We start from the raw sequence: 21048 nt of genomic DNA, 5'->3' as shown, positions 1-21048 counted from the left end.
AGACCCCCATGTCCGCGACCCTGCCCGAATACTATTTCCGCGTCCGCGAGAACGGCGCCGCAGTCTATCGGATCGACACGGAAAACCGACAGCGCCGGATCGAGATGGATCAGATCGCGGTCGTCAACATCCGCAATGGCGAGGTCAAGCCACACGGCCAGCGCACTCTGACCGAGGCCGACAAGGCCGAGATCGCCCGCTGGATGGAGGACCGCAAGGCGCTGTTGGCGCAGCGTGACATCGACGACATCCACCGAACCATCGACCATCTGAACCTGACGGCGCAATGGGCCCAGTCCAAGGCGACTGACAACCAGTTGGAACAGGTCACCGACCGGCTGCTGCTGGCGATGCATGACTTGCGTTCGGTCTTGGTGCGCAAGAAGGCCGACCGCCAGCCCAAGAGCTGAGAGGCTATTCGGCCGGCACGCCCACCGCCTTGACCGAGCGCGTCCAGAACCGTGTCATCAGCAGGACGGCGGCCGAAGCCAGCCCCAGCACCAGCCCCAACCAGACCCCGATACCGTCCATCCCGCGGATGAAGCCGAAATAGTACGAAGCAGGGATCCCCACGACCCAATAGCTGAGCCCGGCCATCACCATCGGCACCTTGGCGTCCTGCAGCCCGCGCAGCAGGCCCAGCGCGATTACCTGCGCCCCATCCACCAGTTGGAACAGCGCGGCCATAGCCAACAGCCCGGCCCCGATCGCCAGGATCTGCGGGCGCTGCGGGTCGTCCGATTCGACGAATACCGAGATCAGCGGCTCGGCGCAGGTCAGGAACAGGATGATCGTCATCACCGAAACCACCAGCGACATGCCCGTGACCGCGATTGCGCCTTTTTCCAGATGCGCGCGATCCTTGCGGCCCAGCGCATTGCCGGCGCGGATCGTCGCCGCGTTGGACAGGCCCAGATGCACCATAAAGGTGGCCGAGGCCAGGTTCAGCGCGATCCCATGCGCCGCCAGCGGCACCTGCCCGATCCAGCCCATCATGAAGGCCGAGGTCGCAAACAGCGACACCTCTGCCAGAAGGGTCAGACCAATCGGCACGCCAAGCTTCAGCACGCTGAAGAACATCTCCCAGTCCGGGCGCCAGAACCGCTGGAACAGACTGTGTTCCGGCAGGACCTTGACCGCGTAGATGATGACCGCCACCAGGGACACGGTCTGCGTCACCACCGAAGCGATCGCCGCCCCCATCACGCCCAGTTCCGGCGCGCCCCAGTTGCCGAAGATCAGCGCATAGTTGGTCAGGCCGTTGACCACTGCCGCCGCGACGGTGATCCACAGCACGATCTGCGTGCGCTCGAGCGCGGCCAGATAGGATTTCAGCACCATCACCACCAGCGCCGGAAACAGACCCCAGCCCGCGACCCGCAGATACTCGGACGCGGTCTGCGCCACTTGCGGATCCTGATCCGTGGCGATCAGAATCGGGTAGGACCACCACAGCAGCGGCATCACCAGCATGCCATACAGCAGCGACAACCACAGACCCATGCGGGTGCTGCGGCGAATGCTGGTTTCATCCTCCTCGGCAGCCGAGGTGGCAACCATCGGCATCACCGCCAAGCCGAATCCGCCCCCGAACAGGAACAGCACGAAATAGAAACTGCCGGCCAGCGTCACCGCGGCCAGCGCCTCGACATCGTACCGGCCCAACATGATCGTATCGGTCAGGCCGATGGCAAACTGGGCCAGATGACCACCGATCAAGGGCAGCCCCAGCACCGCAATCGCCCGGACATGGGCAGGATAAGTCATCACCTTGCTCATCCCGCCAGCCTTATGCCCGGCCCCGACACGGGGCAAGGGCTCATCTGGAAAATCTCGATCCGAGACCAGCTGCCCGCCGATCAGCTCGCCCGGGCATCAGGATGCAGGGCCGTGCCCAGGATGTGATCCGACCGGTGGACCACATGATGCGCCTGACCCACGATCAACGGATCGGGCTGGCCCACGACGTCATGATCCTTGTCCGGATAATCCAGCGTCGACAGGAAATGCCGCATGCAGTTCAGCCGGGCGCGTTTCTTGTCGTTCGACTTGACGATGGTCCAGGGCGCGTCGGCGGTGTCGGTATAGAAGAACATTGCCTCTTTCGCCTCGGTGTAGTCGTCCCATTTGTCCAGACTGGCCTTGTCGATGGGCGACAGCTTCCACTGCTTCAGCGGGTCGGTCTCGCGGCTCTTGAAACGGCGAAGCTGTTCGTCCCGCGTGACCGAGAACCAATACTTGTAAAATTGGATCCCGGACCGCACCAACATGCGCTCCAACTCGGGCGTCTGGCGCATGAACTCGAGGTATTCGTTGGGGGTGCAGAACCCCATCACCCGCTCGACTCCAGCCCGGTTGTACCAGGATCGATCATAGAACACCATTTCGCCGACGGTGGGCAATTCCTGAATGTAGCGCTGATAATACCACTGGCCCTTCTCCTCCCAGGTCGGTTTGTTCAGCGCGACCACGCGGGCCTGACGTGGGTTCAGATGCTCCATGAACCGCTTGATCGTGCCGCCCTTTCCGGCGGCATCACGACCCTCGAACAGCAGAACGAACTTCTGCCCGGTCTCCTGCGCCCACAGCTGCACCTTCAGCAACTCGGCCTGCAATTGGGCCTTTTGCTTTTCATAGACCGAGCGGGACAGCTTGGTGCGATAGGGGTATTCGCCGCTTTCGAAAGCCTGCCGGATCTTTTCGCGGGTCGGCGCCTCCGGATCCGCCTTTGGCTTGGCCGCGGCGGCCTCGGGCGTTGAGTTCGGTTTCTGCTGGGTCACTGCATCCATGCGATCACTCCGGTTTTGCTGTTCACCGAAACACCTAGCAAATTTGCATCTTTTTCGCGTTGATCCGTATCAAGTTGACTTCGCTCTCAGGTCCGAAAATGCTGTGCCGAGCGGCATCACCCAGGAATTGTGCATGAAAACCGAATATCTCGACCTGAACGGCCAGCCGTTCTTCGTCCGTCGCTGGGGCAATGCAGACCTTCCACCATTGCTGATGCTGCACGGCTTCCCGGAATACGGGGGTGCCTGGTCCGACCTTGCCCCGCACCTGGCGGACCATTTCCACTGCATCGCCCCCGACCAGCGCGGCTATGGCCAAAGCTGGGCGCCCGAAGGCACCGAGCATTACGTCCTCTCACAGCTCGTCTCGGACATGGCCGCCCTGATCGAACAGATCGGCGCGCCGATCACCGTTCTGGGCCACGACTGGGGCGCCTCGGTGGCATACGGCCTCGCAATGTTCCGCCCTGGACTCGTCAGCCGCCTGATCATCGCCAATGGCGTCCACCCCTACCCCTTCCAGCGCGAGATGGCCAAGGGCGGCGCGCAATCCCAAGCCTCGCAATACATCAACCAGCTCCGCGCACCCAACTCGGCCGACTGGCTGTCCGCGGACAATTTCGCCAAACTCGAACAGTTCTTCCGGCACGGCATGGGCACCGACTGGCTGACGCCCGACCAGATGCAATCCTATCGCACGGAATGGGCCCGCCCCGGCCGCCTCGACGCCATGCTGAACTGGTACCGCGCCTCGCCCCTGCAGGTCGCCGACCCCGGCAAGCCGCTGGCCGACCCACCGCAACTGCCGACCGAGCGGCTGCGCGTAACCTGCCCGCACCTGCTGATCTGGGGCCCCGAGGACAAGGCCCTGCTGCCGGAAACCACCGAAGGGCTCGAGGATTTCGCCCCCGACCTCACCCGCGTCACCATCCCCGGCGCCGACCACTGGCTGCACCACCAGCACCCCCAGAAGGTCGCGCAAGCCATCCTCGACTGGGCCGACAAGACCTGACCCGACCCTTCATCTGGCCTCAAATATCCCGGGGAGCGCGAGGGGCAGCGCCCCTCGCTCGCACAACGCCCGCCCCCGACTTTACCCACAACACCTCGCCCCCCTCTTTCCCAGACCCACATCACCTGCCATAATGGGCCCAAACCCAAGAACAAGAGCAGCCCCCATGCCCGACGACCTGTTGACGCCCGAATCCGCCACCACCTACGACGCCTCCTCGATCGAGGTCCTCGAAGGTTTGGAGCCCGTCCGCAAGCGACCGGGCATGTATATCGGCGGCACCGACGAACGGGCGCTGCACCACATGGTGGCCGAGATCCTCGACAACTCGATGGACGAAGCCGTCGCCGGCCACGCCAACCGGATCGAGGTGGAACTGCACGAGGATTACGCGGTCACCATCCGCGACAACGGCCGCGGCATCCCGATCGACCCGCACCCGAAATTCCCCGACAAATCCGCGCTCGAGGTGATCCTCTGCACCCTGCACGCGGGCGGCAAGTTCTCGGGCAAGGCCTACCAGACCTCGGGCGGCCTGCACGGCGTGGGCGCCTCGGTGGTCAACGCGCTGTCGGATTCGATGGTCGTGCAGGTGGCCCGCAACAAGGAACTGTATGAACAGCGATTCTCGCGCGGCATCCCGCTGGGCCCGGTCGAGAAAGTCGGCGCCGCCCCCAACCGGCGCGGCACCACCGTCACCTTCCACGCCGACGACCAGATCTTCGGCCACCACCGGTTCAAACCCGCGCGCCTGTTCAAGTCGATCCGCTCCAAGGCCTACCTGTTCTCGGGCGTCGAGATTCGCTGGAAATCCGCCATCGACGACGGCGAAACCCCCACCGAGGCCACCTTCCACTTCCCCGGCGGCCTGTCGGACTACCTCAAGGAGACGATGAACGGCTCCTCGACCTATGCCGACCAGCCCTTCGCCGGAACCGTCGATTTCAACGAGAAGTTCGGCACCCCCGGCAAGGTCGAATGGGCGATCAACTGGACGCCCTCGCGCGACGGGTTCATCCAGTCCTACTGCAACACCGTGCCGACGCCCGAGGGCGGCACCCATGTCGCCGGCTTCTGGGCCGCGATCCTCAAGGGCATCAAGGCTTACGGCGAGCTGATCAACAACAAGAAGGCCGCCCAGATCACCCGCGAAGACCTCATCACCGGGGGCTGCGCGCTGGTCTCGTGCTTCATTCGCGAGCCGGAATTCGTCGGCCAGACCAAGGACCGCCTCGCCACGGTCGAGGCGCAGCGGCTGGTCGAAAACTCGGTCCGCGACCATTTCGACAACTGGCTGGCCGCCGACACCAAATCGGCCGGCGCCATCCTCGACTTCCTGATCCTGCGGGCCGAGGAACGCCTGCGCCGCCGGCAGGAAAAGGAAACCGCCCGCAAGACCGCCACCAAGAAACTGCGCCTGCCCGGCAAGCTGGTCGATTGCTCGGCCACCAACCGCGAGGGCACCGAGTTGTTCATCGTCGAGGGCGACTCGGCCGGTGGTTCGGCCAAGATGGCCCGCGACCGCAAGACCCAGGCCCTGCTGCCCCTACGCGGGAAGATCCTGAACGTGCTGGGCGCGGCCAGCTCGAAACTGGGCTCGAACGCCGAGATCAACGACCTGACGCAGGCGCTGGGCGTCGGGCTGGGCAGCAAGTTCAACCTGGACGATCTGCGCTATGACAAGGTCATCATCATGACCGACGCCGACGTGGACGGCGCGCATATCGCCTCGCTGTTGATGACCTTCTTCTTCACCCAGATGCGCCCGATGATCGACGCGGGCCACCTGTACCTGGCCTGCCCGCCGCTTTACCGCCTGACCCAGGGCGCCAAGCGCGTCTATTGCCTGGACGAGGCCGAACGCGACATGTGGCTGGAGAAAGGCCTGGGCGGCAAGGGCAAGATCGACGTCAGCCGCTTCAAGGGTCTGGGCGAGATGGACGCCAAGGACCTGAAAGAGACCACGATGGACCCCAAGTCGCGCAAACTGATCCGCGTGACCATCGACGAGGACGAACCCGGCGAGACCGGAGACCTGGTCGAGCGCCTGATGGGCAAGAAACCCGAACTGCGGTTCCAGTACATCCAGGAGAACGCGCGGTTCGTGGAGGAGTTGGATGTTTGATCCGCAAGCGATAAGCCTATGAATTCAATATTAAAAAGGTGTGCGATCCGTAGCGCTCTTCGGAAACCGACACCCCAGAGGTTTTCGCTAGAGCGGGAGAATTGGCCAAACATCAACTTTTTCTCAGTTGTTTTGAAGTCGGAGGCAGAACAGCCTCAGGATGTTTTTGTGTTAGATATGACCCAATCTTCAATTAGCGGACTTCGTTGGAATGGTCAGCGCTACGAGGAAGAAGTCGAACTAGAAATTTCCGAGCTTCAAAACATGACGCTGGAGATAACTCACCATTTTCGGCAGCTTCGAACCCGATATGATGGTGCTGTAGATTATTTTTGGGGTCTATTTACGCTCTTGCGATATCGCGTTCTGCTGAAAGAATGGTGGTCGCAGAAAAGGTTCAATTCCAGACTTCGCTTTCGCAGTGATAGAATTGAAGTTCTAAAAGAGCTCGTCGAAGTATATCTCGGAGGTGTCGAGGACGACCCGTTGAATTTTCTGGGAGACGGAGGAATCAGCGCTTGGGACTTGTTCCAGCGTATCCACGGCCAACGAGCGTTGGGCCACCCGGCGTTTACGAGTGCATTTGCACGGTTTGAACTTATCTTGAAATCACTTGTAGACTCCAACGACCTTTCGCTGAACGACAACTCAAGCTATCGAGTGGAACCCCAGTCACTCAGGACAATTGCCCAGTTCGAGGTGGAACAACAACGTCACAACGACCAAGTCAAACATAACAGAAGGCTGGTTTGGTTGACGGCGGTGATTGCTTGCGCCGCCATCGTTGCATTGTTCAAACCAAGCTAACCGTAGGGTAGCAACCCGTAGGGTGGGCTTCCAACCCACCTCCCCTCCGACAAATCACCTCGCAACGGTGGGGTAAAACCCCACCCTACCTCGACCACAAACCCCGCGCTGCCGATGGGAGTGCCCGGCCCCCAAATCACCCCACCCTACATCTTCGTGAGCCCCATTGCCTGCGCTCCCCGACCCCTTAAACTCCCGGCATGAGTTTCATCACTGACCACCAGCTTCTGTTGCTGTTGCTGTTCTTTGCCGCCGGGCTGGTGGGCACCGCCTTTCTGTTCCGCAAACCCGCCGGACACCGGGCGTGGAAGCTGGCCGATCTGGTCTGGGTCGTGCTGGGCGGGCTGGGCGCGCTGGTGGCGGTGCTGGCGGGGCTCTATACCGCCGACAGTTCGCGCCTGGATCGGCAGATCGACGTGGCCTATGCCGCCTCTCGGGCCTTTGACCGCGACGCCGCGCGGTTCCGGCTGCGCTTCTGCGACCCGGCCTATGACCCCGACACCGCCGTGCTGTGCGAAAAGGTCGAGTTCCTGTCGGCCTCGACCGCCAACAATGCCGACCTGCCCCTGTTCATCGCGGTCACCAACGAGGTCGCGCCACTGCAGGGCCTGCATTTCCTGCTGGGCGGTCGCAGCCGCGCGCAGATGGACGAGATGCACGAAAAGGCCGACCGGGCCGATGCCTTCGACATCGAGCAGTTCCTCGTCTTTACCACGCTTGACGACAAAACTCAGGAGGCGATCGACAACATGCGCCGCAAGGTTCCGGCAATCGCCGGCGACTACATCATTCTGGCCCAAAGCTATGACGACCTGATCGAACAGGTGGGGAAGCTGAAGGATGAATGGGAATACCTGCAGGCCAACGCGCATATTCTGGTTCTGCAGATCATCGCGCTGTGCCTTGTCAGTTTTGCCGCCCCGTTCCGTCTTGGAAAATCGGTGGTCGAGCTGCGCAGCAGCCTGGGTGCCTGACCGCATGCGCCCCGTAGCGAAACCTCTGGCCTTGCCGGTCCATTCGCTTATATGAACAGCCGCACCGATTGCACGAGGACCCAAAGATGAGCACCCGCCGCATTGTGCGCCTGACCGGCGCGGATACCGACAGCTTTCTGCAAGGTCTGGTCACCAATGACATCCGCGGGCTGGACAACGGGCTGGTCTATGCCGCGTTGCTGACGCCGCAGGGAAAATACATCGCGGACTTTTTCCTGAAACGCGATGGCGACGGCGTGCTGCTGGACGTGGCCGAGGATCTGGCAGACATGCTGATCAAACGGCTGAGCATGTACAAACTGCGCGCGGACGTGACGATCGGCGAAACCGACCTGCATCTGCAGCGCGGAACCGGCCCGGCGCCCCAAGGCGCCCTGTCCGACCCGCGTCATCCGGATTTGGGATGGCGCGCCTATTCGCCCGCCGCCGAGGCCGATGACGGAACCGACTGGGACGCGATCCGAGTCGCCCATTGCATTCCCGAAAGCGGGATCGAACTGACACCCGACACCTATATCCTCGAGGCCGGGTTCGAGCGGCTGCACGGGGTGGATTTCAAAAAAGGCTGCTATGTCGGACAGGAAGTCACCGCCCGCATGAAGCACAAGACCCAGCTGCGCAAGGGATTGCAGGTGGTTGGAATCGAAGGCGCCGCCCCGGTCGGCACTCAGATCACGTCCGAAGGCAAACCGGCGGGCACCCTGTTCACTCAATCGCGGGGCAAGGCCATCGCTCATCTGCGGCTGGACCGCGCAGGCGCGGACATGCAGGCCGCGGATGCGCGGCTGTGGCTGATCGACTGACCTCTGTTGCTCAACCGGCACGACCCTGCACGGGGCTTGCGCAGGGCATTCCTCCGGTGCGGTACCCGGAGTAGAACAGGCAGGCACGAATTGAACGGGCCGAGGGATGCTGAGACTGTACGCAACCATCTGGCGCGCCAGCGCCAAGCGGCAGGTCATACTGATCCTGCTGTCTCTTGCAGTTGCTGCGCTGGCCGCTGCGCCGCTGGAATTTCAGCGTGACATCATCAACCACCTGACCTCGGATGCGGTCGAAAAGGCCCAACTGATCTGGATGAGTGCCGGCATGATGGGCGTCATCCTGCTGAGCCTCGCCCTGAAATGGTTGCTTGGATATCGCGCTGGCACGCTGGGCGAGGACATGATCCGCCGGATCCGCCGATTGCTTCTGGCGCGCGCAAAAGATGTTGACGAGGCCGACGAGGATGTCGGGAAAGGCACGCTGACAACGGCCATTTCCGCCGAGGCCGAAGAGCTTGGCAAATTTGCCGGCGGCGCCTTCACCGATCCGGTCGTGCAGATCGGCACATTGGTCAGTGTGATCGCCTACATTTCGTCCACCCAGCCCTGGCTGGGTCTGATCGCCTTGTCGATGATCGCACCGCAGATCGCCATCGTGCTGATTTCCCAACGCAAGGTAAACCGCTTCGTCGCCGAGCGGGTGCGCATCCTGCGAAACGCCACCGACCATCTGACCAGCGACGACCTGCAACGGGTCACCCAGGACATCCACGACCAGTTCGACGCCATCTATGAGACGCGGCGCCGCATGTTTTTGTGGAAACTGTCCGCCAAATTTGCCCTGAGCGTGATCAACGGCGCAGGTACGGTGGCCGTACTGATGCTGGGGGGGTGGCTTGTCCTGAACGGAAAAACCGACGTGGGCACCGTGGTGGCGGCCACCAGCGGGCTGGCCCGCATCCAGGGCCCCACCGCGTTCCTGATCGCCTTCTATCGGCAGGTCAGCGCCAATCGCATCAAATTCGAACTGATGCTGGAACTGTTCGGCCCCGACCGCGAGCGATACAGCCAGCCCGATGCACGGGCATGAAACAGGCCGCCCCGGGTCTTCCGGCGCGGCCCTGATCCGTATCCGTGACGCGACGTTACGCGCGCTCGGAATATTCCATGGTTTCGGTATTCACCACGATCATCTCGTCCTGCGCGATAAAGGGCGGAACCATGACCTTGACGCCATTGTCCAGAACCGCCGGCTTGAACGAGTTCGCCGCTGTCTGGCCCTTGACGACCGGCTCGGTCTCGACGACCTTGCAAGTGACCTTTTGCGGCAGCGTCGCGTTCAACGCCTCGTTTTCATAAAATTCGACGACGATGGTCATGCCGTCCTGTAGAAACGGCCGGCGCTCGCCCAGCAAATCGGCAGGCAATTCAATCTGTTCATAGGTTTCGGCATCCATGAATACCAGCATGCCGTCGTTCTCGTACAGGAATTGCTGGTCCTTCTGTTCCAGCCGCACCCGCTCGACCTTGTCCGCCGAGCGGAACCGTTCGTTCAGCTTGGTGCCGTTGCGCAGGTTGCGCAGTTCGACCTGAGCAAAGGCGCCGCCCTTGCCGGGTTTGACATGCTCGACCTTGACCGCTGCCCACAGGCCGCCGTTGTGCTCCAGCACGTTGCCCGGACGAATTTCGTTCCCGTTGATCTTGGGCATGAGATAAATCCTTCACACAAGGTTGATGCGTTCGTTGCCGTCCCTATATCTGGCGGGAACATTCCATGCAAGACAACGAAACCTAGTGCTGCACCCGCAGAGAGCTATGCAAATGACGCAACGCAACCATGCAAAATAGGTGTATCCGAATCGCACTAAATCGGTCATAAGGACCGCCACGCCGAAAATTACAAGAGCAAGAACAAGGAAGACGAGATGAGAGATTTCGTTGACGGCACCGCCTTTAACAATGAACAAGGCAACCGTGCCCGCAAACTTTTCGCGGCTGTTGTACTGGCTGCCCTGGACGACGCCATTGCCGATGACAAGAAATACGGCAACGGCCCGGAACAGATTGCCCGCTGGGCCCGCTCGCGCGATGGTCGTGAGGTGCTGACCTGTGCCGGTATCGACCCGAACGAACGTGTCGTCAAAGGCCTGATGGAATTCGTGGGCCGCGGTGTGCGGACCTCGGTTGCCCTGTCGCGCGAAGAAAGCGAGCGTCGCAACGCTGCACAGCAGGCCGAAGCCGCCTGAGGCTTTGCGGTATCTCAAAAAGGCGCGCCCGCGATTGCGGCGCGCTTTTTTGTTGCCCGGACACCTGATGTCGGATTCAGCGCGCCATTCGCCCGTTCCGCGCTTTCCTTGGCCGCTCAAATACGATCATCTGCCACCAACCGCAGGAGGCATGAATGGTGCGCGCGATCATGATTCAAGGCACCGGCAGCAATGTCGGGAAATCGGTTCTGGTGGCCGGCATGGCGCGGGCCTTTGCCCGGCGCGGCCTTCGGGTGGCGCCGTTCAAGCCGCAGAACATGTCGAACAACGCGGCCGTCACCGAAGACGGCGGCGAAATCGGCCGCGCACAGGCCCTTCAAGCCCGCGCCGCAGGCCGCGCCCCACATACCGACATGAATCCGATCTTGCTGAAGCCAGAGACCGACACCGGCGCCCAGGTCATCGTACAGGGCCAGCGCGCCGGAACTATGCGGGCCAAGGATTACCGCAAGGACAAGTCGCGCTTGCTGGCCGCCGCGCTTGAGAGCTTTGACAGACTGTGCGCCGATGCCGATCTGGTTCTGGTGGAAGGCGCGGGCAGCCCGGCCGAGACCAATCTGCGGAGTGGCGACATCGCCAATATGGGCTTTGCCTGTGCCGCCGGTGTTCCCGTGATCCTGGTGGGCGACATCCACCGGGGCGGCGTGATCGCGCAGATCGTGGGAACGCAGGCGGTTCTGGAAGCGGGCGATCTGGCGATGATCCGGGGCTTTGCGGTCAATCGCTTCAAGGGAGACGTCAGCCTGTTCGATGATGGCCGCGATGACATCGTGGCCCGCACCGGGTGGCCCTGTCTGGGCGTGGTGCCCTGGTTCGACGACGCGTGGAAACTGCCCGCCGAGGACATGATGGACATCCGTTCGGCCCCGGGCGGAGCGGTCAAAGTGGCCGTGCCACAGCTTGAGCGGATGGCGAATTTCGACGATCTCGATCCGCTGTCAGCCGAACCCGGTGTCACGGTCGAAATCGTTCCCGCCGGCCGCGCCCTGCCTGGCGATGCCGATCTGGTGCTGCTGCCGGGCAGCAAATCCACCATCGGCGATCTTGCATTCTTGCGCCGTCAGGGTTGGGATATCGACCTGTACGCGCATGTGCGCCGCGGCGGCCATGTTCTGGGCCTGTGCGGCGGTTATCAGATGCTGGGAAAGACCATCTCGGACCCCGACGGCGTCGACGGGCGGCCGGGTACGGTCGAAGGCCTGGGCCTGCTGGATGTCGAAACGGTCATGGCCAAGGACAAGCAAGTCCGCCTGCGCAGGGCCAAAGCACGGCCCGGCGGCGAACCCGTCAGCGGATATGAAATCCACATGGGGCGCACCGACGGCCCCGATTGCGCACGCGCCTGGCTCGAGGTCGAGGGCCGTGCCGAAGGCGCAGCCAACGCCAGCGACCGGGTCCGCGGCAGCTATCTGCATGGGGTATTTTCCTCGGATGCCTTTCGGGCGCGCTATCTGCGGCAGTTGGGCGTCAAATCGCACCTGGCCTATGAGGACGGCGTCGAACAGACCCTCGATGCCCTGGCCGATCACCTTGAAAAGCACATGGATCTGGATCTTCTGCTGTCCATGGCGGCGAAACCGCAGCGCGGCTGAGGACTACTCGAGCTCTCTTGCATCCAATGCGCGGTTGATTTCGCGCCGGACCAGCTTGCGAATGTTTCGGGTGATCCGCTCGCCCAGTGCGCCTTGCAGTTCTTCGCGCACGACCTGGGCGATCAACGCCTTCAGTTCATCGACCTCCATCGTCGCGGTGGCCTCTGCATCGGTCGCGACGGGCTCGACCGCCCCGCGATCCCGCACGAATTGCGCAGTCGTCTGCGGCTGCTGCGCTTGCAAAGACTCGTCGCGTTCGGTCTCGGCTGCCATTGTGGCGCCCCCGCCGGCTTCGAAATCCCAGTGGATGCGCCGAGTGCGGGTTCCCGCATATTCGTCGCCACTGTTTCCATCGGGTTCCCATTGATCTTCTGTCCGAGCGATTGCCGCCTCCAAGGCTTCAATCTTGGCACTCAGACTGCCGGCAAGATCCCGTGGACCGGTCTGATTCTCTTTTGGCAGAGCGCCAGCCTTTTCTGCCGTCGTTTCGGTGGCGGTCGGATAGACCCGGTCGGACGCACTGAGAACCATCGGCTCGGGCTTCTGGTTTGCGGGATGAATGCTCGCGAACTCGGCGTCCTTCATCAGAAAGGCGTCAACCGAGAAGTCCCGTGCAAGGCTCGACAACCCGGTCCCACTCTGCGAAGGCGGATCGGGTGCGTCCGAGACTCGCAGCGACTGGGACAAAACCAGCCGCCCCGGTTTCGGCCGGGAGCCGGCGCCTGGCTCAGCCTTGCGCCCCTGATCGCCGACAAGTCGCTTGATCGACGCTAAAACGTCCTCGACACCTGCTGTGACACTGCTATCCGACATGGCTCTCTACCGATCTGGCCTTTTGATCAAGTGTAACCAAACAATCGGTGCGGAACAACAGATAGTGCGCGCGATCACTCGCGACGCAACGCCTTGAGCACACGATCCAGATCCCGGCTTTGCTTGCTGATCTGCGCCGGCGCTTTCTTGACCAGGTTGTAGTATAGCGTCGGGTCATAGATCTGGACGGCCAAACCAAGACGTTCGGCGGTCAAAAGCCCCTGCGCCTGAAGCAACTGGTAGGCCGCCAGCGAGCGTTCGGTCCGCGATGCGATCTCGGCCAGTTGCGCATCCAGCAGGTCTTGCTGTGCGGTCAGAACATCCAGCGTGGTGCGCGCGCCCAAGGTGGCCTCTTCGCGGATGCCGTCAAAGGCGACCTGAGAGGCCCGGACCCGCTCTTCGGACGCGCGCAGGCTGGCCGTCGCGGTCTGGAAGCGGACATAGGCGTTGGTCACCCCCTGCGTGATGTCTTTCTGCACGTTCAGCAGATTGGCCCGCGCGGCATCCCGCTGCGCCATGGCGCGGCGAACGTTTGCCGCCAGACGGCCGCCCGCATAGATGGGCTGGTTCAGATTCAGAGAGATCGACGCGTCGTTGGTGTAGTCGTCGTTGTCGTAGCTCTCGGTAATCCCGACATCGGCATTCAGGCTGACATTCGGGCCAAGACCCGCGCGTTGCTGCTGAACCACCAGATCGAGGGCGCGCACCTGATGCTGTGCGGACAGGATGGCCGGGTGGTTCCGCATGGCCAGGCTGATCGCCTCGTCCGCAGATCGCGGCAGTGCCGGCAGACTGGGCTGCCCCGCCGTGCGACCCGGAGTCTTGCCCACCGCATTCACATATTCAGCCTGCGCCGTGCTGAGGTTGCCGCGCGCATCGGCGAGATCGGCCTGCGAACTGGCCAGTTGCGACTCGGACAGGGCCACATCCGTGCGGGTCACTTCACCCACCTCGAAGCGGTCCTGGGTCGCGCGAAGCTCCTCACCCGACAGGTTCACGTTGTTTTGGCGGATTCGGACCCGCTCTTCTTCCAGCAAAACACCCAGATAGGCCGTTGCGGCCCGGAACAGCACCTGCTGCTCGATATCGATCAGCGCCTGCCGGGTCGCCAGAACGGTTTCCTGCGCCGACTGCTTGCCCAGCAAGGATGCGCCGCCGTCGTACAGCAGTTGGCTGAGCGTTATCCCCGAAAAGAATCGCGAGGGTTCGACCGATGTTACCGTCGTTCTGATCCGGTTCTTGGTGTAATCCTGACTGACCCGAACGGTCCAGTTGATGATCGGGCGCAGGGCCGAAAGCGCGATCGCGACGTCTTCATCAGCGGCCCGCAACAGCGCGCGGTTCTGCTCCAGCAGGCCGCTGGAGTTGTAGGCCCCGATGAACGCATCGGTCAGGTTGTCTGCCCAAGCCGTCCGCTCGGACGCTACATTCAGTGCAAGGCAGGCTGAAAACACCAAACCCTTGATCAGTTTCGCTGCTGATGTCCCACGCATAATCCAACCCCGTAAACCAAAATTTGTTCTGATTTCGGAACAGTTTGCGGCCAGATTCTCAACTAATCAATAGGGAACGGAAAAGTGTTTCCGAACTATAGCGAAAATGCCCGTTCTTTCGCAAATCCCGGCAAGACCGGCGCCGCGGCATTGAACGCGTGGCGCCAAGTCACGCGCCCGCCGACCTTGCGACCGATCCGGACGGTGCCCAGATTGCCATCAACGAACAGGCAGGCAATGCGGCCATGTTCCTTGAGCTGTTCCAGCAACGCGTCCGGAACCCGTTCAACCCCGCCCTGAACCATGATCACGTCATAGGGGCCATGCTCGGCGGCCCCTTGCACCAATGGGCCGACATGGATGATTGCATTGTCGATATCGGCCTGGCTGAGATTGGCCTGCGCCTCGGCGGCCGTTGACTCGTCTTCCTCGACGCCCACCACCAGTTGCGCCATGCGCGCGGCGACGGCCGTCGAATAGCCATAGGCCGGACCGATATCCAGCACGACCTCGTCATTGGAAATATTCAGCGCGTCCAGCATTTTGGCCAGGGTCCGCGGCTCCAGCAGGCACCGACCGCCCCCCAGATCGATCAAATCGCCGACATAGGCCACCTCGCGCTGGGAATCCGGCACGAAATCTTCCCGCCGGATTTTCAGCATGGCATCGATAATCGGAAACTTTGTGACATCGGACGGCCGAATCTGGGTATCGACCATCGTTTGGCGTCGGGCTGCGAAATCCGTCATGTGACCGCTCAATCATTTCCCTGGTTCGGATGGCTTTTGCCACAATGCACGCGCCCCGGCAACGGCCCTTGCACGCAAATTCCGGCCCGCGACAATTGGCGTTGCGTCTCGAATACCGGTGACGGCCATTTCCCGTGCAGATTCTTTGCGCGCCCTCTGGACGCCGCGCGGGAAAGCTGCTAGAACCGCTGCTGCACCACGGCAAGTAATTGATATTGCTTGAAAAGGCGAGTTGGCGGAGTGGTGACGCAGCGGATTGCAAATCCGTGTACACCGGTTCGATTCCGGTACTCGCCTCCAGAAAACGTCAAATTCACTGACATAAAACTGCCCGTCAAGAACAATTTACCTAATCTTTTCAGATGCTTAAATTAAGTATTCGAGCAACTTACTTGCGGCGAAACCCAAAATCCCGCAACATTTCCCGCAACACTGTATTCTAGCTACTTTCCTTCCACTTTACGTTGCGCGCCATTCCTGTTTTCTTCATGCCCATTGCATCCATCTGTTTCTATCGGGACCGAAATGAATACTGACAAGCTTAGTGAAATCGTCGACAAAATTTTGAGAGTGGAAAGCCAAGTAGCGACCCAGAGCTGCTTTCAAGAACTTGACGGAGCACTAAACAACCTAGTGAACCAACCACAGAACGCGGAGCACCAGCGCGCAGTATCAGAGAAACTGACCGCTCTGCGCCAATCACTCGAAGAATTCGTTTCAGAGTTCACTCCGCAAGACTATGAGCGCGTTCTAGAAATTTCGTTCGACACTTTCGACCAAGAACTGGCTGACGAGATATCCAGAAAAATTCAAGAAAATGCGATGACGCCAAGTGTTGCTCGAGAATTCGTCCAAAAGCGATCGTCTGATCGCACTCAAACCTTTCAGCAACTCAATCAGTTTGCCTCAAATCTCAAGTTTTTCGGTTTCGGTTATCCAACTCCGACGGAAGGTACGACCGAAGTAGGATTCCAGATACCGCGCGCAATCTTTGAAAATGAGTTCGAAAGTATGCTGGGAGAGCTTACAGACATCCGAAATATGGTTCGCTTCTTTTCTGTTACTGCTACAGGCCAATATCAAAAAGCTTCTGTCGGCAGCATTTCGACTACAGACCCACTGTTTTTCCTTATCATGGCAAAGGAAATAGCTCTCATGTTCGGGGGCGTCGTAACTTGGGGAATCGGCGTCTGGTATTCTGTCGAGCAAATCAGAAAAACTCGAGCTGAAACCGCGCAGATCGAGGCCTTTACGCCAAAGGAGATCGAGGAGTTCTTCGACAAAAAGATTGAAAAAACCATCAAACTAGAAGTCGAGAAGAAGGTGGTATCTCTTCTTAAGGAGGGTAAAGCTACCAAAGCTCAACAGGGAGAGTTAAAAGGGCAACTGACTTGGGCACTTAACTCTCTGTTGGCGAAAATGGAGCGGGGCCTGACTATCGAACTGAGGATAGCGCCACCCAGCGAAACAGAGGAAGATGACGCGGACGAAACCGTTGATGAGAGTGAAGCCGAAATCTACGATCAATTGTTGGAAACGCAAAACCAGTTGATCTTCCCAGAGCCTAATGATGACCCAATTCTCGGGATACCAAAACTAAAAGATGATGAAGGTTAAGGCGATTTGGTTGTGAGAGAGTTCGCAACCAAATCCCGCAACATTTCTTGGTTACGAAGAATGCGGGATTCGCTTAAGTATCGGTTTTTACTACCCATTAGTTCAGAGTGGGTTCGATTTCAAAACAGGTACTCGCCTCCACTGCTCCGACTTGGTTCCGCGTCGCTGCCTTCCGATTGGTCGAAATCCAGCTCGAACTGTTCTTGGCCGCGCAAGGGGACACCGCCACCTTGGGTTTCACGCAAGACGCCCCCCGAAGGCCGCCGTTTTGCTGACCGTCGGTTCAGACCGTGCTTCGGCCTTGCGGAATCACCTCGTACCCCGGCTCTTCCGGTTCATCGTCCTGCATCTCGGCCGGAAAACCGGGCGCGGTAATGCTCAGCCCGGTTGCATCCTCGAGCCGTCGAATGACGTTGGGCGACAGCTCGCGCGCGCCATAGCGGGCGATGGCGTCGTCGAAAATCTTGATCATCAACGGGTTCATCTCCAACGGCACGCCGGCGCGGTCTGCGACCTCCTGGAACAGGCCGATATCCTTTTTCACCAAGTCCATGGTGAAGGAAATGTCGCGCGAGCCGTTCAGGATCACCTGGCTTTCGGTCTCATGCACGAAGGACGTACCGGACGAGATCTTGATCGCCTCGTAGGTGGTGTTCAGGTCCATCCCGGCGGCCTTGGCGGTCACCAGCGCCTCGGCGCAGGTGATCAGGTTGGCTGTGGCCAGATAGTTGGTCAACACCTTCAGAACCGAGGCAGTGCCCAGATCGCCGGTATGCAGGATGCGCCGGCCCATCGTCGTCAGGAACGGCAGAATCCGCTCGAACGTGGCCCGGTCGCAGCCCGCGAAGATCGAGATATTGCCCGTGGCCGCCCGGTGGCACCCGCCCGAAACCGGGCAGTCCACCGCCGCGCCGCCGCGTTCGATCACCATGGCCCCAAGCCGTTTGACCTCGGCCTCATCGGTGGTGGACATCTCCATCCAGATCTTGCCCTGGCTCACCTCGGGCAGCATCTGCTGCATCACCGCGTCCGAGGCAGCGGGCGACGGCAGGCAGGTGATGACCGCATCGCAATCGCGCATCATCTGGGCCGGGCTTTCGCCGGCCTTGGCCCCCTTGGCCGCGAATTCCGCCACAAGATCGGGGTTCAGGTCGTACACCGTCAGGTCGATACCGTTGCGCAGCAGCGACCCCGACAGCTTGCCCCCCACATTGCCCAAACCGATGAACCCGACCTTCATGTTCTGCCCTCCCGCAGGCGCGTTTTCGTTGGCCCGAGTATTTCCGTTGCCCATCGACAAAAGAAACGAATAATAAAGCTATCTATACAAAAATTATTTTGGTGCTAAATGGACCGCCTGCCCAATCCGGCGTGGCTGCGTAGCTTCGAGGCCGCCGCCCGCCACCTGAATTTCACCACCGCCGCGCAAGAATTGGGCCTGACCCAGACGGCGGTATCGCTGCATATCCGCTCACTCGAGGCGGACCTCGGGCAGCCGCTTTTTGCCCGCAACGCGCGACACCTGTCGCTGACCGAGCTGGGCCAGTCCTATGCGCTGACCGTGCGCCGGGCGCTGTCGGATATCGCGCTTTCCACCAACAGCTTGTTCGGCCCCGCCTCGCGGCAGGCGCTGACCATCCGGGCGGCGATATCGACGATGACCTACTGGATCGCGGCCGAGCTGCCCGCGTTCAGCGCTCAGCACCCCGAGATCCCGGTGCGGCTGGTGTCACATATCTGGAACGACTCGGCCGCGCCCGCGGATGTAGACGTGGAAATCCGGCTGGGCTATGGCGACTGGCCCGGTGTTGCGGCGGACCGACTGTGCTCGGAACGGCTGGTGCCCGTCTGCCGGGCGCAGGACTCGTCGCCAGACCTGCAAAACGGCCCGTTGATCCACATTCTGGGGTACGAGGACAACTGGGCGCGGTACTTCGAGGCCACGGGCATCGACCTGCCCGACCGCCCCGCGCGCCATTCGGCGGATACGACCGTCACGGCGCTGCAACTGGTGATGGCCGGCGCGGGCTACGCCACCGTTCTGGAGCGGTTCGCGCGCAACGCCATCGCCCAGGGTGCGCCGATCCGGATTGCGGGGCCGGCGATTCCCTTTGCCCAGTCGCATTACCTGATCCGCAGCGTCAGCGCGGCGCCTCCGTCCATCCCTGCCCAGTTGTTCCTGGCCTGGCTGCGCGACTGCCTGGCCAGCGATGCCGCGGATTGATCCTGGCAAGTCGCTTTTTCGATCCGAGGCAAGGCACTTGGCCCCGCGCGCTTGACAACCCCCCTGCCCGTGCCGCATGTCGCTTGCGTTGGTGTCTGTGCAAGCAGATGAAAAGGGAATGCGTCAGCGGTTTTCCGTCAAACGCAGCCGCCCCCGCGACCGTGACCGGAGAGGGTGCCCAAATGCCACTGGCCGCAGGCCGGGAAGGCGGGACATCCGACAGAGCACCGCTCTGACATCCGCAAGCCGGGAGACCTGCCAACGCCCGAAGACAAACCGGACGGGGTGTTCCGGTGTCGGGCCCATGTCGGCAACGTGGCCCGCGCATACCCCGTCCCCCGACAACCAATTGAGGGGGGATGAGAGACGTGACCGAGACCTCACCAGTCGAACTGCTGGTCTGCACCACCTGCCGACGCGGGCTGCCCATCGAGGATGACGCCCAGCGCCCCGGCACGCTGCTGCACAAGGCGCTGGCCGCAGCCGACCTGCCCGAAGGCATCACCCTGAAGCCGGTCGAATGCCTGTCTAACTGCGATCAGGGCTGCTCGATCGTTTTGCGCGGCGGGCCGTCTCGCTGGACCTTCGTCTATGAGAACCTGAACGAATCCGACCATGTCGAAATCATCGTCGAAGGCGCCACCAAGTACCTGGCCACCGAAGATGGCCTTGTGAGATGGCGTGACCGCCCCGAACATTTCCGCAAGAACTGCGCCGCCCGCATTCCCCCGATTGGAGCCTGAGCATGAGCACCCTCGAAAAACTTCCCGTCACCGTCATCACCGGCTTTCTCGGCTCGGGCAAGACCACGCTGATCCGCCACCTGATGCAGAACCCGCAGGGCAAGCGCCTGGCCGTGGTGGTCAACGAATTCGGCGATGTGGGTGTCGATGGCGAAATCCTGAAGAGCTGCGCCATCCCCGAATGCCCGGCGGAAAACATCATGGAACTGGCCAATGGTTGCATCTGCTGCACCGTGGCCGATGACTTCATCCCCACGATCGAGGCGCTGATGGCGCTGGACCCGCGCCCCGATCACATCCTGATCGAAACCAGCGGTCTGGCCCTGCCGAAACCGCTGCTCAAGGCGTTCGACTGGCCCGATATCCGTTCCAAGATCACCGTGGACGGCGTGATCGCCCTGGCCGATGCCGAGGCCGTGGCCGCAGGCCGCTTTGCCCCGAATGTCGCGGCGGTGGACGCCCAGCGCATGGCCGATGACTCGATCGACCACGAAACACCCCTGTCCGAGGTGTTCGAGGACCAGATCTCGTGCGCCGACATCATCCTGCTGACCAAGCCCGACCTGGCCGGCCCCGAAGGCGTGGCCAAAGCGCGCGAGATCATCGCCGCCGAGGCGCCCCGCCCCCTGCCCGTGGTCGAAGTGGCCGAAGGTGCGGTAGACGTGCGCGTGGTGCTGGGGCTAGGCGCCGCGGCCGAGGACGACATGGACGCCCGCCCCTCGCATCACGATGGCCATGACGACCACGAACATGATGATTTCGAAAGCATCGTGGTCGAACTGCCCGAACAGACCGACCCGGCGCAGTTGGTCGCCAATATCGAACGTCTGGCGAACGAGCTGAACATCCTGCGGGTCAAGGGCTATGCCGCCGTTCAGGGCAAGCCGATGCGTCTGCTGGTCCAGGCGGTCGGCGCGCGGGTGCGGCACCAGTATGACCGCCCGTGGAAACCGGACGAAGAGCGCCGCTCGCGCCTTGTGGTCATCGCCGAGCATCACGACATCGACGAATCCGCGATCCGTGGCATCCTGACAGGCGTCACCGAGGCCGCCGAGTAA

At 61.5% G+C, this 21048-nt stretch carries 20 protein-coding genes, 1 tRNA gene and 1 riboswitch; of the genes, 14 read left to right on the top strand and 7 right to left on the bottom strand.

The window, feature by feature from the left end; genetic code table 11:
* The first annotated feature begins 8 nt into the window (after positions 1 to 8).
* On the top strand, positions 9 to 410 hold the full coding sequence (locus tag AC2FNS_RS05980) for a hypothetical protein (protein WP_496680225.1): 402 nt from the start codon (positions 9 to 11) through the stop codon (positions 408 to 410).
* A 4-nt stretch (positions 411 to 414) separates the two neighbouring features.
* On the opposite strand, the gene AC2FNS_RS05975 is transcribed toward AC2FNS_RS05980, so the two are convergent.
* Together AC2FNS_RS05975 and ppk2 are read right to left on the bottom strand one after the other, a co-directional pair.
* Positions 415 to 1767, bottom strand: coding sequence for an MATE family efflux transporter (locus tag AC2FNS_RS05975; protein ID WP_496799534.1), 1353 nt, complete (start codon positions 1765 to 1767; stop codon positions 415 to 417).
* A gap of 92 nt (positions 1768 to 1859) precedes the next feature.
* Entirely contained in the window at positions 1860 to 2789 is a 930-nt protein-coding gene (ppk2, locus tag AC2FNS_RS05970) for a polyphosphate kinase 2 (RefSeq protein ID WP_496711879.1), read from the bottom strand.
* Between the two features lie 133 nt (positions 2790 to 2922).
* On the opposite strand from ppk2, the gene AC2FNS_RS05965 reads away from it, so the two are divergent.
* From AC2FNS_RS05965 to AC2FNS_RS05940, 6 genes are all read left to right on the top strand, one after another.
* The gene (locus tag AC2FNS_RS05965) at positions 2923 to 3801 is read left to right on the top strand and encodes an alpha/beta fold hydrolase (RefSeq protein WP_496711880.1); all 879 of its coding nucleotides are present in this window, start codon (positions 2923 to 2925) and stop codon (positions 3799 to 3801) included.
* Between the two features lie 166 nt (positions 3802 to 3967).
* Complete coding sequence (parE, locus tag AC2FNS_RS05960) at positions 3968 to 5926, top strand: DNA topoisomerase IV subunit B (RefSeq protein WP_496688946.1); 1959 nt, start codon at positions 3968 to 3970, stop codon at positions 5924 to 5926.
* Between the two features lie 177 nt (positions 5927 to 6103).
* Positions 6104 to 6733, top strand: a complete 630-nt coding sequence (locus AC2FNS_RS05955; RefSeq protein ID WP_496803799.1) for a hypothetical protein — start codon at positions 6104 to 6106, stop codon at positions 6731 to 6733.
* A gap of 200 nt (positions 6734 to 6933) precedes the next feature.
* On the top strand, positions 6934 to 7707 hold the full coding sequence (locus AC2FNS_RS05950; protein ID WP_496803798.1) for a hypothetical protein: 774 nt from the start codon (positions 6934 to 6936) through the stop codon (positions 7705 to 7707).
* 86 nt (positions 7708 to 7793) lie between these two features.
* A complete protein-coding gene (ygfZ, locus tag AC2FNS_RS05945; protein WP_496711883.1) occupies positions 7794 to 8531 on the top strand; it encodes a CAF17-like 4Fe-4S cluster assembly/insertion protein YgfZ in 738 nt (245 codons plus the stop codon).
* Between the two features lie 106 nt (positions 8532 to 8637).
* The gene (locus AC2FNS_RS05940) at positions 8638 to 9582 is read left to right on the top strand and encodes an ABC transporter transmembrane domain-containing protein (protein ID WP_496711884.1); all 945 of its coding nucleotides are present in this window, start codon (positions 8638 to 8640) and stop codon (positions 9580 to 9582) included.
* Between the two features lie 55 nt (positions 9583 to 9637).
* On the opposite strand, the gene efp is transcribed toward AC2FNS_RS05940, so the two are convergent.
* The gene (gene efp, locus AC2FNS_RS05935) at positions 9638 to 10201 is read right to left on the bottom strand and encodes an elongation factor P (RefSeq protein WP_490361604.1); all 564 of its coding nucleotides are present in this window, start codon (positions 10199 to 10201) and stop codon (positions 9638 to 9640) included.
* Positions 10202 to 10417: 216 nt separating this feature from the next.
* Between efp and AC2FNS_RS05930 the strand changes: the two genes are divergently transcribed.
* Positions 10418 to 10738 carry a DUF6280 family protein gene (locus AC2FNS_RS05930; protein WP_005982071.1) on the top strand — a complete coding sequence of 107 codons (321 nt, stop codon included), beginning with the start codon at positions 10418 to 10420 and terminating at the stop codon, positions 10736 to 10738.
* 155 nt (positions 10739 to 10893) lie between these two features.
* Positions 10894 to 12351 carry a cobyric acid synthase gene (locus AC2FNS_RS05925; RefSeq protein ID WP_496797386.1) on the top strand — a complete coding sequence of 486 codons (1458 nt, stop codon included), beginning with the start codon at positions 10894 to 10896 and terminating at the stop codon, positions 12349 to 12351.
* A 3-nt stretch (positions 12352 to 12354) separates the two neighbouring features.
* Here AC2FNS_RS05925 and AC2FNS_RS05920 read toward each other — a convergent pair whose 3' ends face one another.
* The 3 genes from AC2FNS_RS05920 to AC2FNS_RS05910 form a co-directional block, all read right to left on the bottom strand.
* The gene (locus AC2FNS_RS05920) at positions 12355 to 12936 is read right to left on the bottom strand and encodes a hypothetical protein (protein WP_496711886.1); all 582 of its coding nucleotides are present in this window, start codon (positions 12934 to 12936) and stop codon (positions 12355 to 12357) included.
* A 302-nt stretch (positions 12937 to 13238) separates the two neighbouring features.
* The gene (locus AC2FNS_RS05915) at positions 13239 to 14657 is read right to left on the bottom strand and encodes a TolC family outer membrane protein (RefSeq protein ID WP_496688960.1); all 1419 of its coding nucleotides are present in this window, start codon (positions 14655 to 14657) and stop codon (positions 13239 to 13241) included.
* Between the two features lie 95 nt (positions 14658 to 14752).
* Positions 14753 to 15406 (bottom strand): protein-L-isoaspartate O-methyltransferase family protein, encoded by a 654-nt coding sequence (locus AC2FNS_RS05910; protein ID WP_496711887.1) that lies wholly within the window; start codon positions 15404 to 15406, stop codon positions 14753 to 14755.
* 226 nt (positions 15407 to 15632) lie between these two features.
* Here AC2FNS_RS05910 and AC2FNS_RS05905 point away from each other — a divergent pair.
* Together AC2FNS_RS05905 and AC2FNS_RS05900 are read left to right on the top strand one after the other, a co-directional pair.
* Positions 15633 to 15706, top strand: a tRNA-Cys gene (locus AC2FNS_RS05905).
* A 225-nt stretch (positions 15707 to 15931) separates the two neighbouring features.
* Complete coding sequence (locus AC2FNS_RS05900; protein ID WP_496797387.1) at positions 15932 to 17023, top strand: hypothetical protein; 1092 nt, start codon at positions 15932 to 15934, stop codon at positions 17021 to 17023.
* Between the two features lie 283 nt (positions 17024 to 17306).
* On the opposite strand, the gene AC2FNS_RS05895 is transcribed toward AC2FNS_RS05900, so the two are convergent.
* Positions 17307 to 18263 carry an NAD(P)-dependent oxidoreductase gene (locus AC2FNS_RS05895; RefSeq protein WP_496680206.1) on the bottom strand — a complete coding sequence of 319 codons (957 nt, stop codon included), beginning with the start codon at positions 18261 to 18263 and terminating at the stop codon, positions 17307 to 17309.
* A gap of 108 nt (positions 18264 to 18371) precedes the next feature.
* Here AC2FNS_RS05895 and AC2FNS_RS05890 point away from each other — a divergent pair, with 108 nt between their 5' ends.
* The 3 genes from AC2FNS_RS05890 to cobW all read left to right on the top strand — a co-directional run bounded on the left by AC2FNS_RS05890 (position 18372) and on the right by cobW (position 21048).
* Positions 18372 to 19247 carry a LysR family transcriptional regulator gene (locus AC2FNS_RS05890; RefSeq protein ID WP_496797389.1) on the top strand — a complete coding sequence of 292 codons (876 nt, stop codon included), beginning with the start codon at positions 18372 to 18374 and terminating at the stop codon, positions 19245 to 19247.
* Between the two features lie 72 nt (positions 19248 to 19319).
* Positions 19320 to 19524, top strand: a riboswitch (cobalamin riboswitch).
* Between the two features lie 82 nt (positions 19525 to 19606).
* The gene (locus AC2FNS_RS05885) at positions 19607 to 19990 is read left to right on the top strand and encodes a DUF1636 family protein (protein ID WP_496797390.1); all 384 of its coding nucleotides are present in this window, start codon (positions 19607 to 19609) and stop codon (positions 19988 to 19990) included.
* A gap of 2 nt (positions 19991 to 19992) precedes the next feature.
* Positions 19993 to 21048, top strand: coding sequence for a cobalamin biosynthesis protein CobW (gene cobW, locus AC2FNS_RS05880; protein WP_496797391.1), 1056 nt, complete (start codon positions 19993 to 19995; stop codon positions 21046 to 21048).

Source organism: Ruegeria sp. BHSA191 (assembly GCF_059613325.1).
Note: the sequence above shows the minus strand (reverse complement) of the source record. Positions and strands in the feature narration are given on the sequence as shown.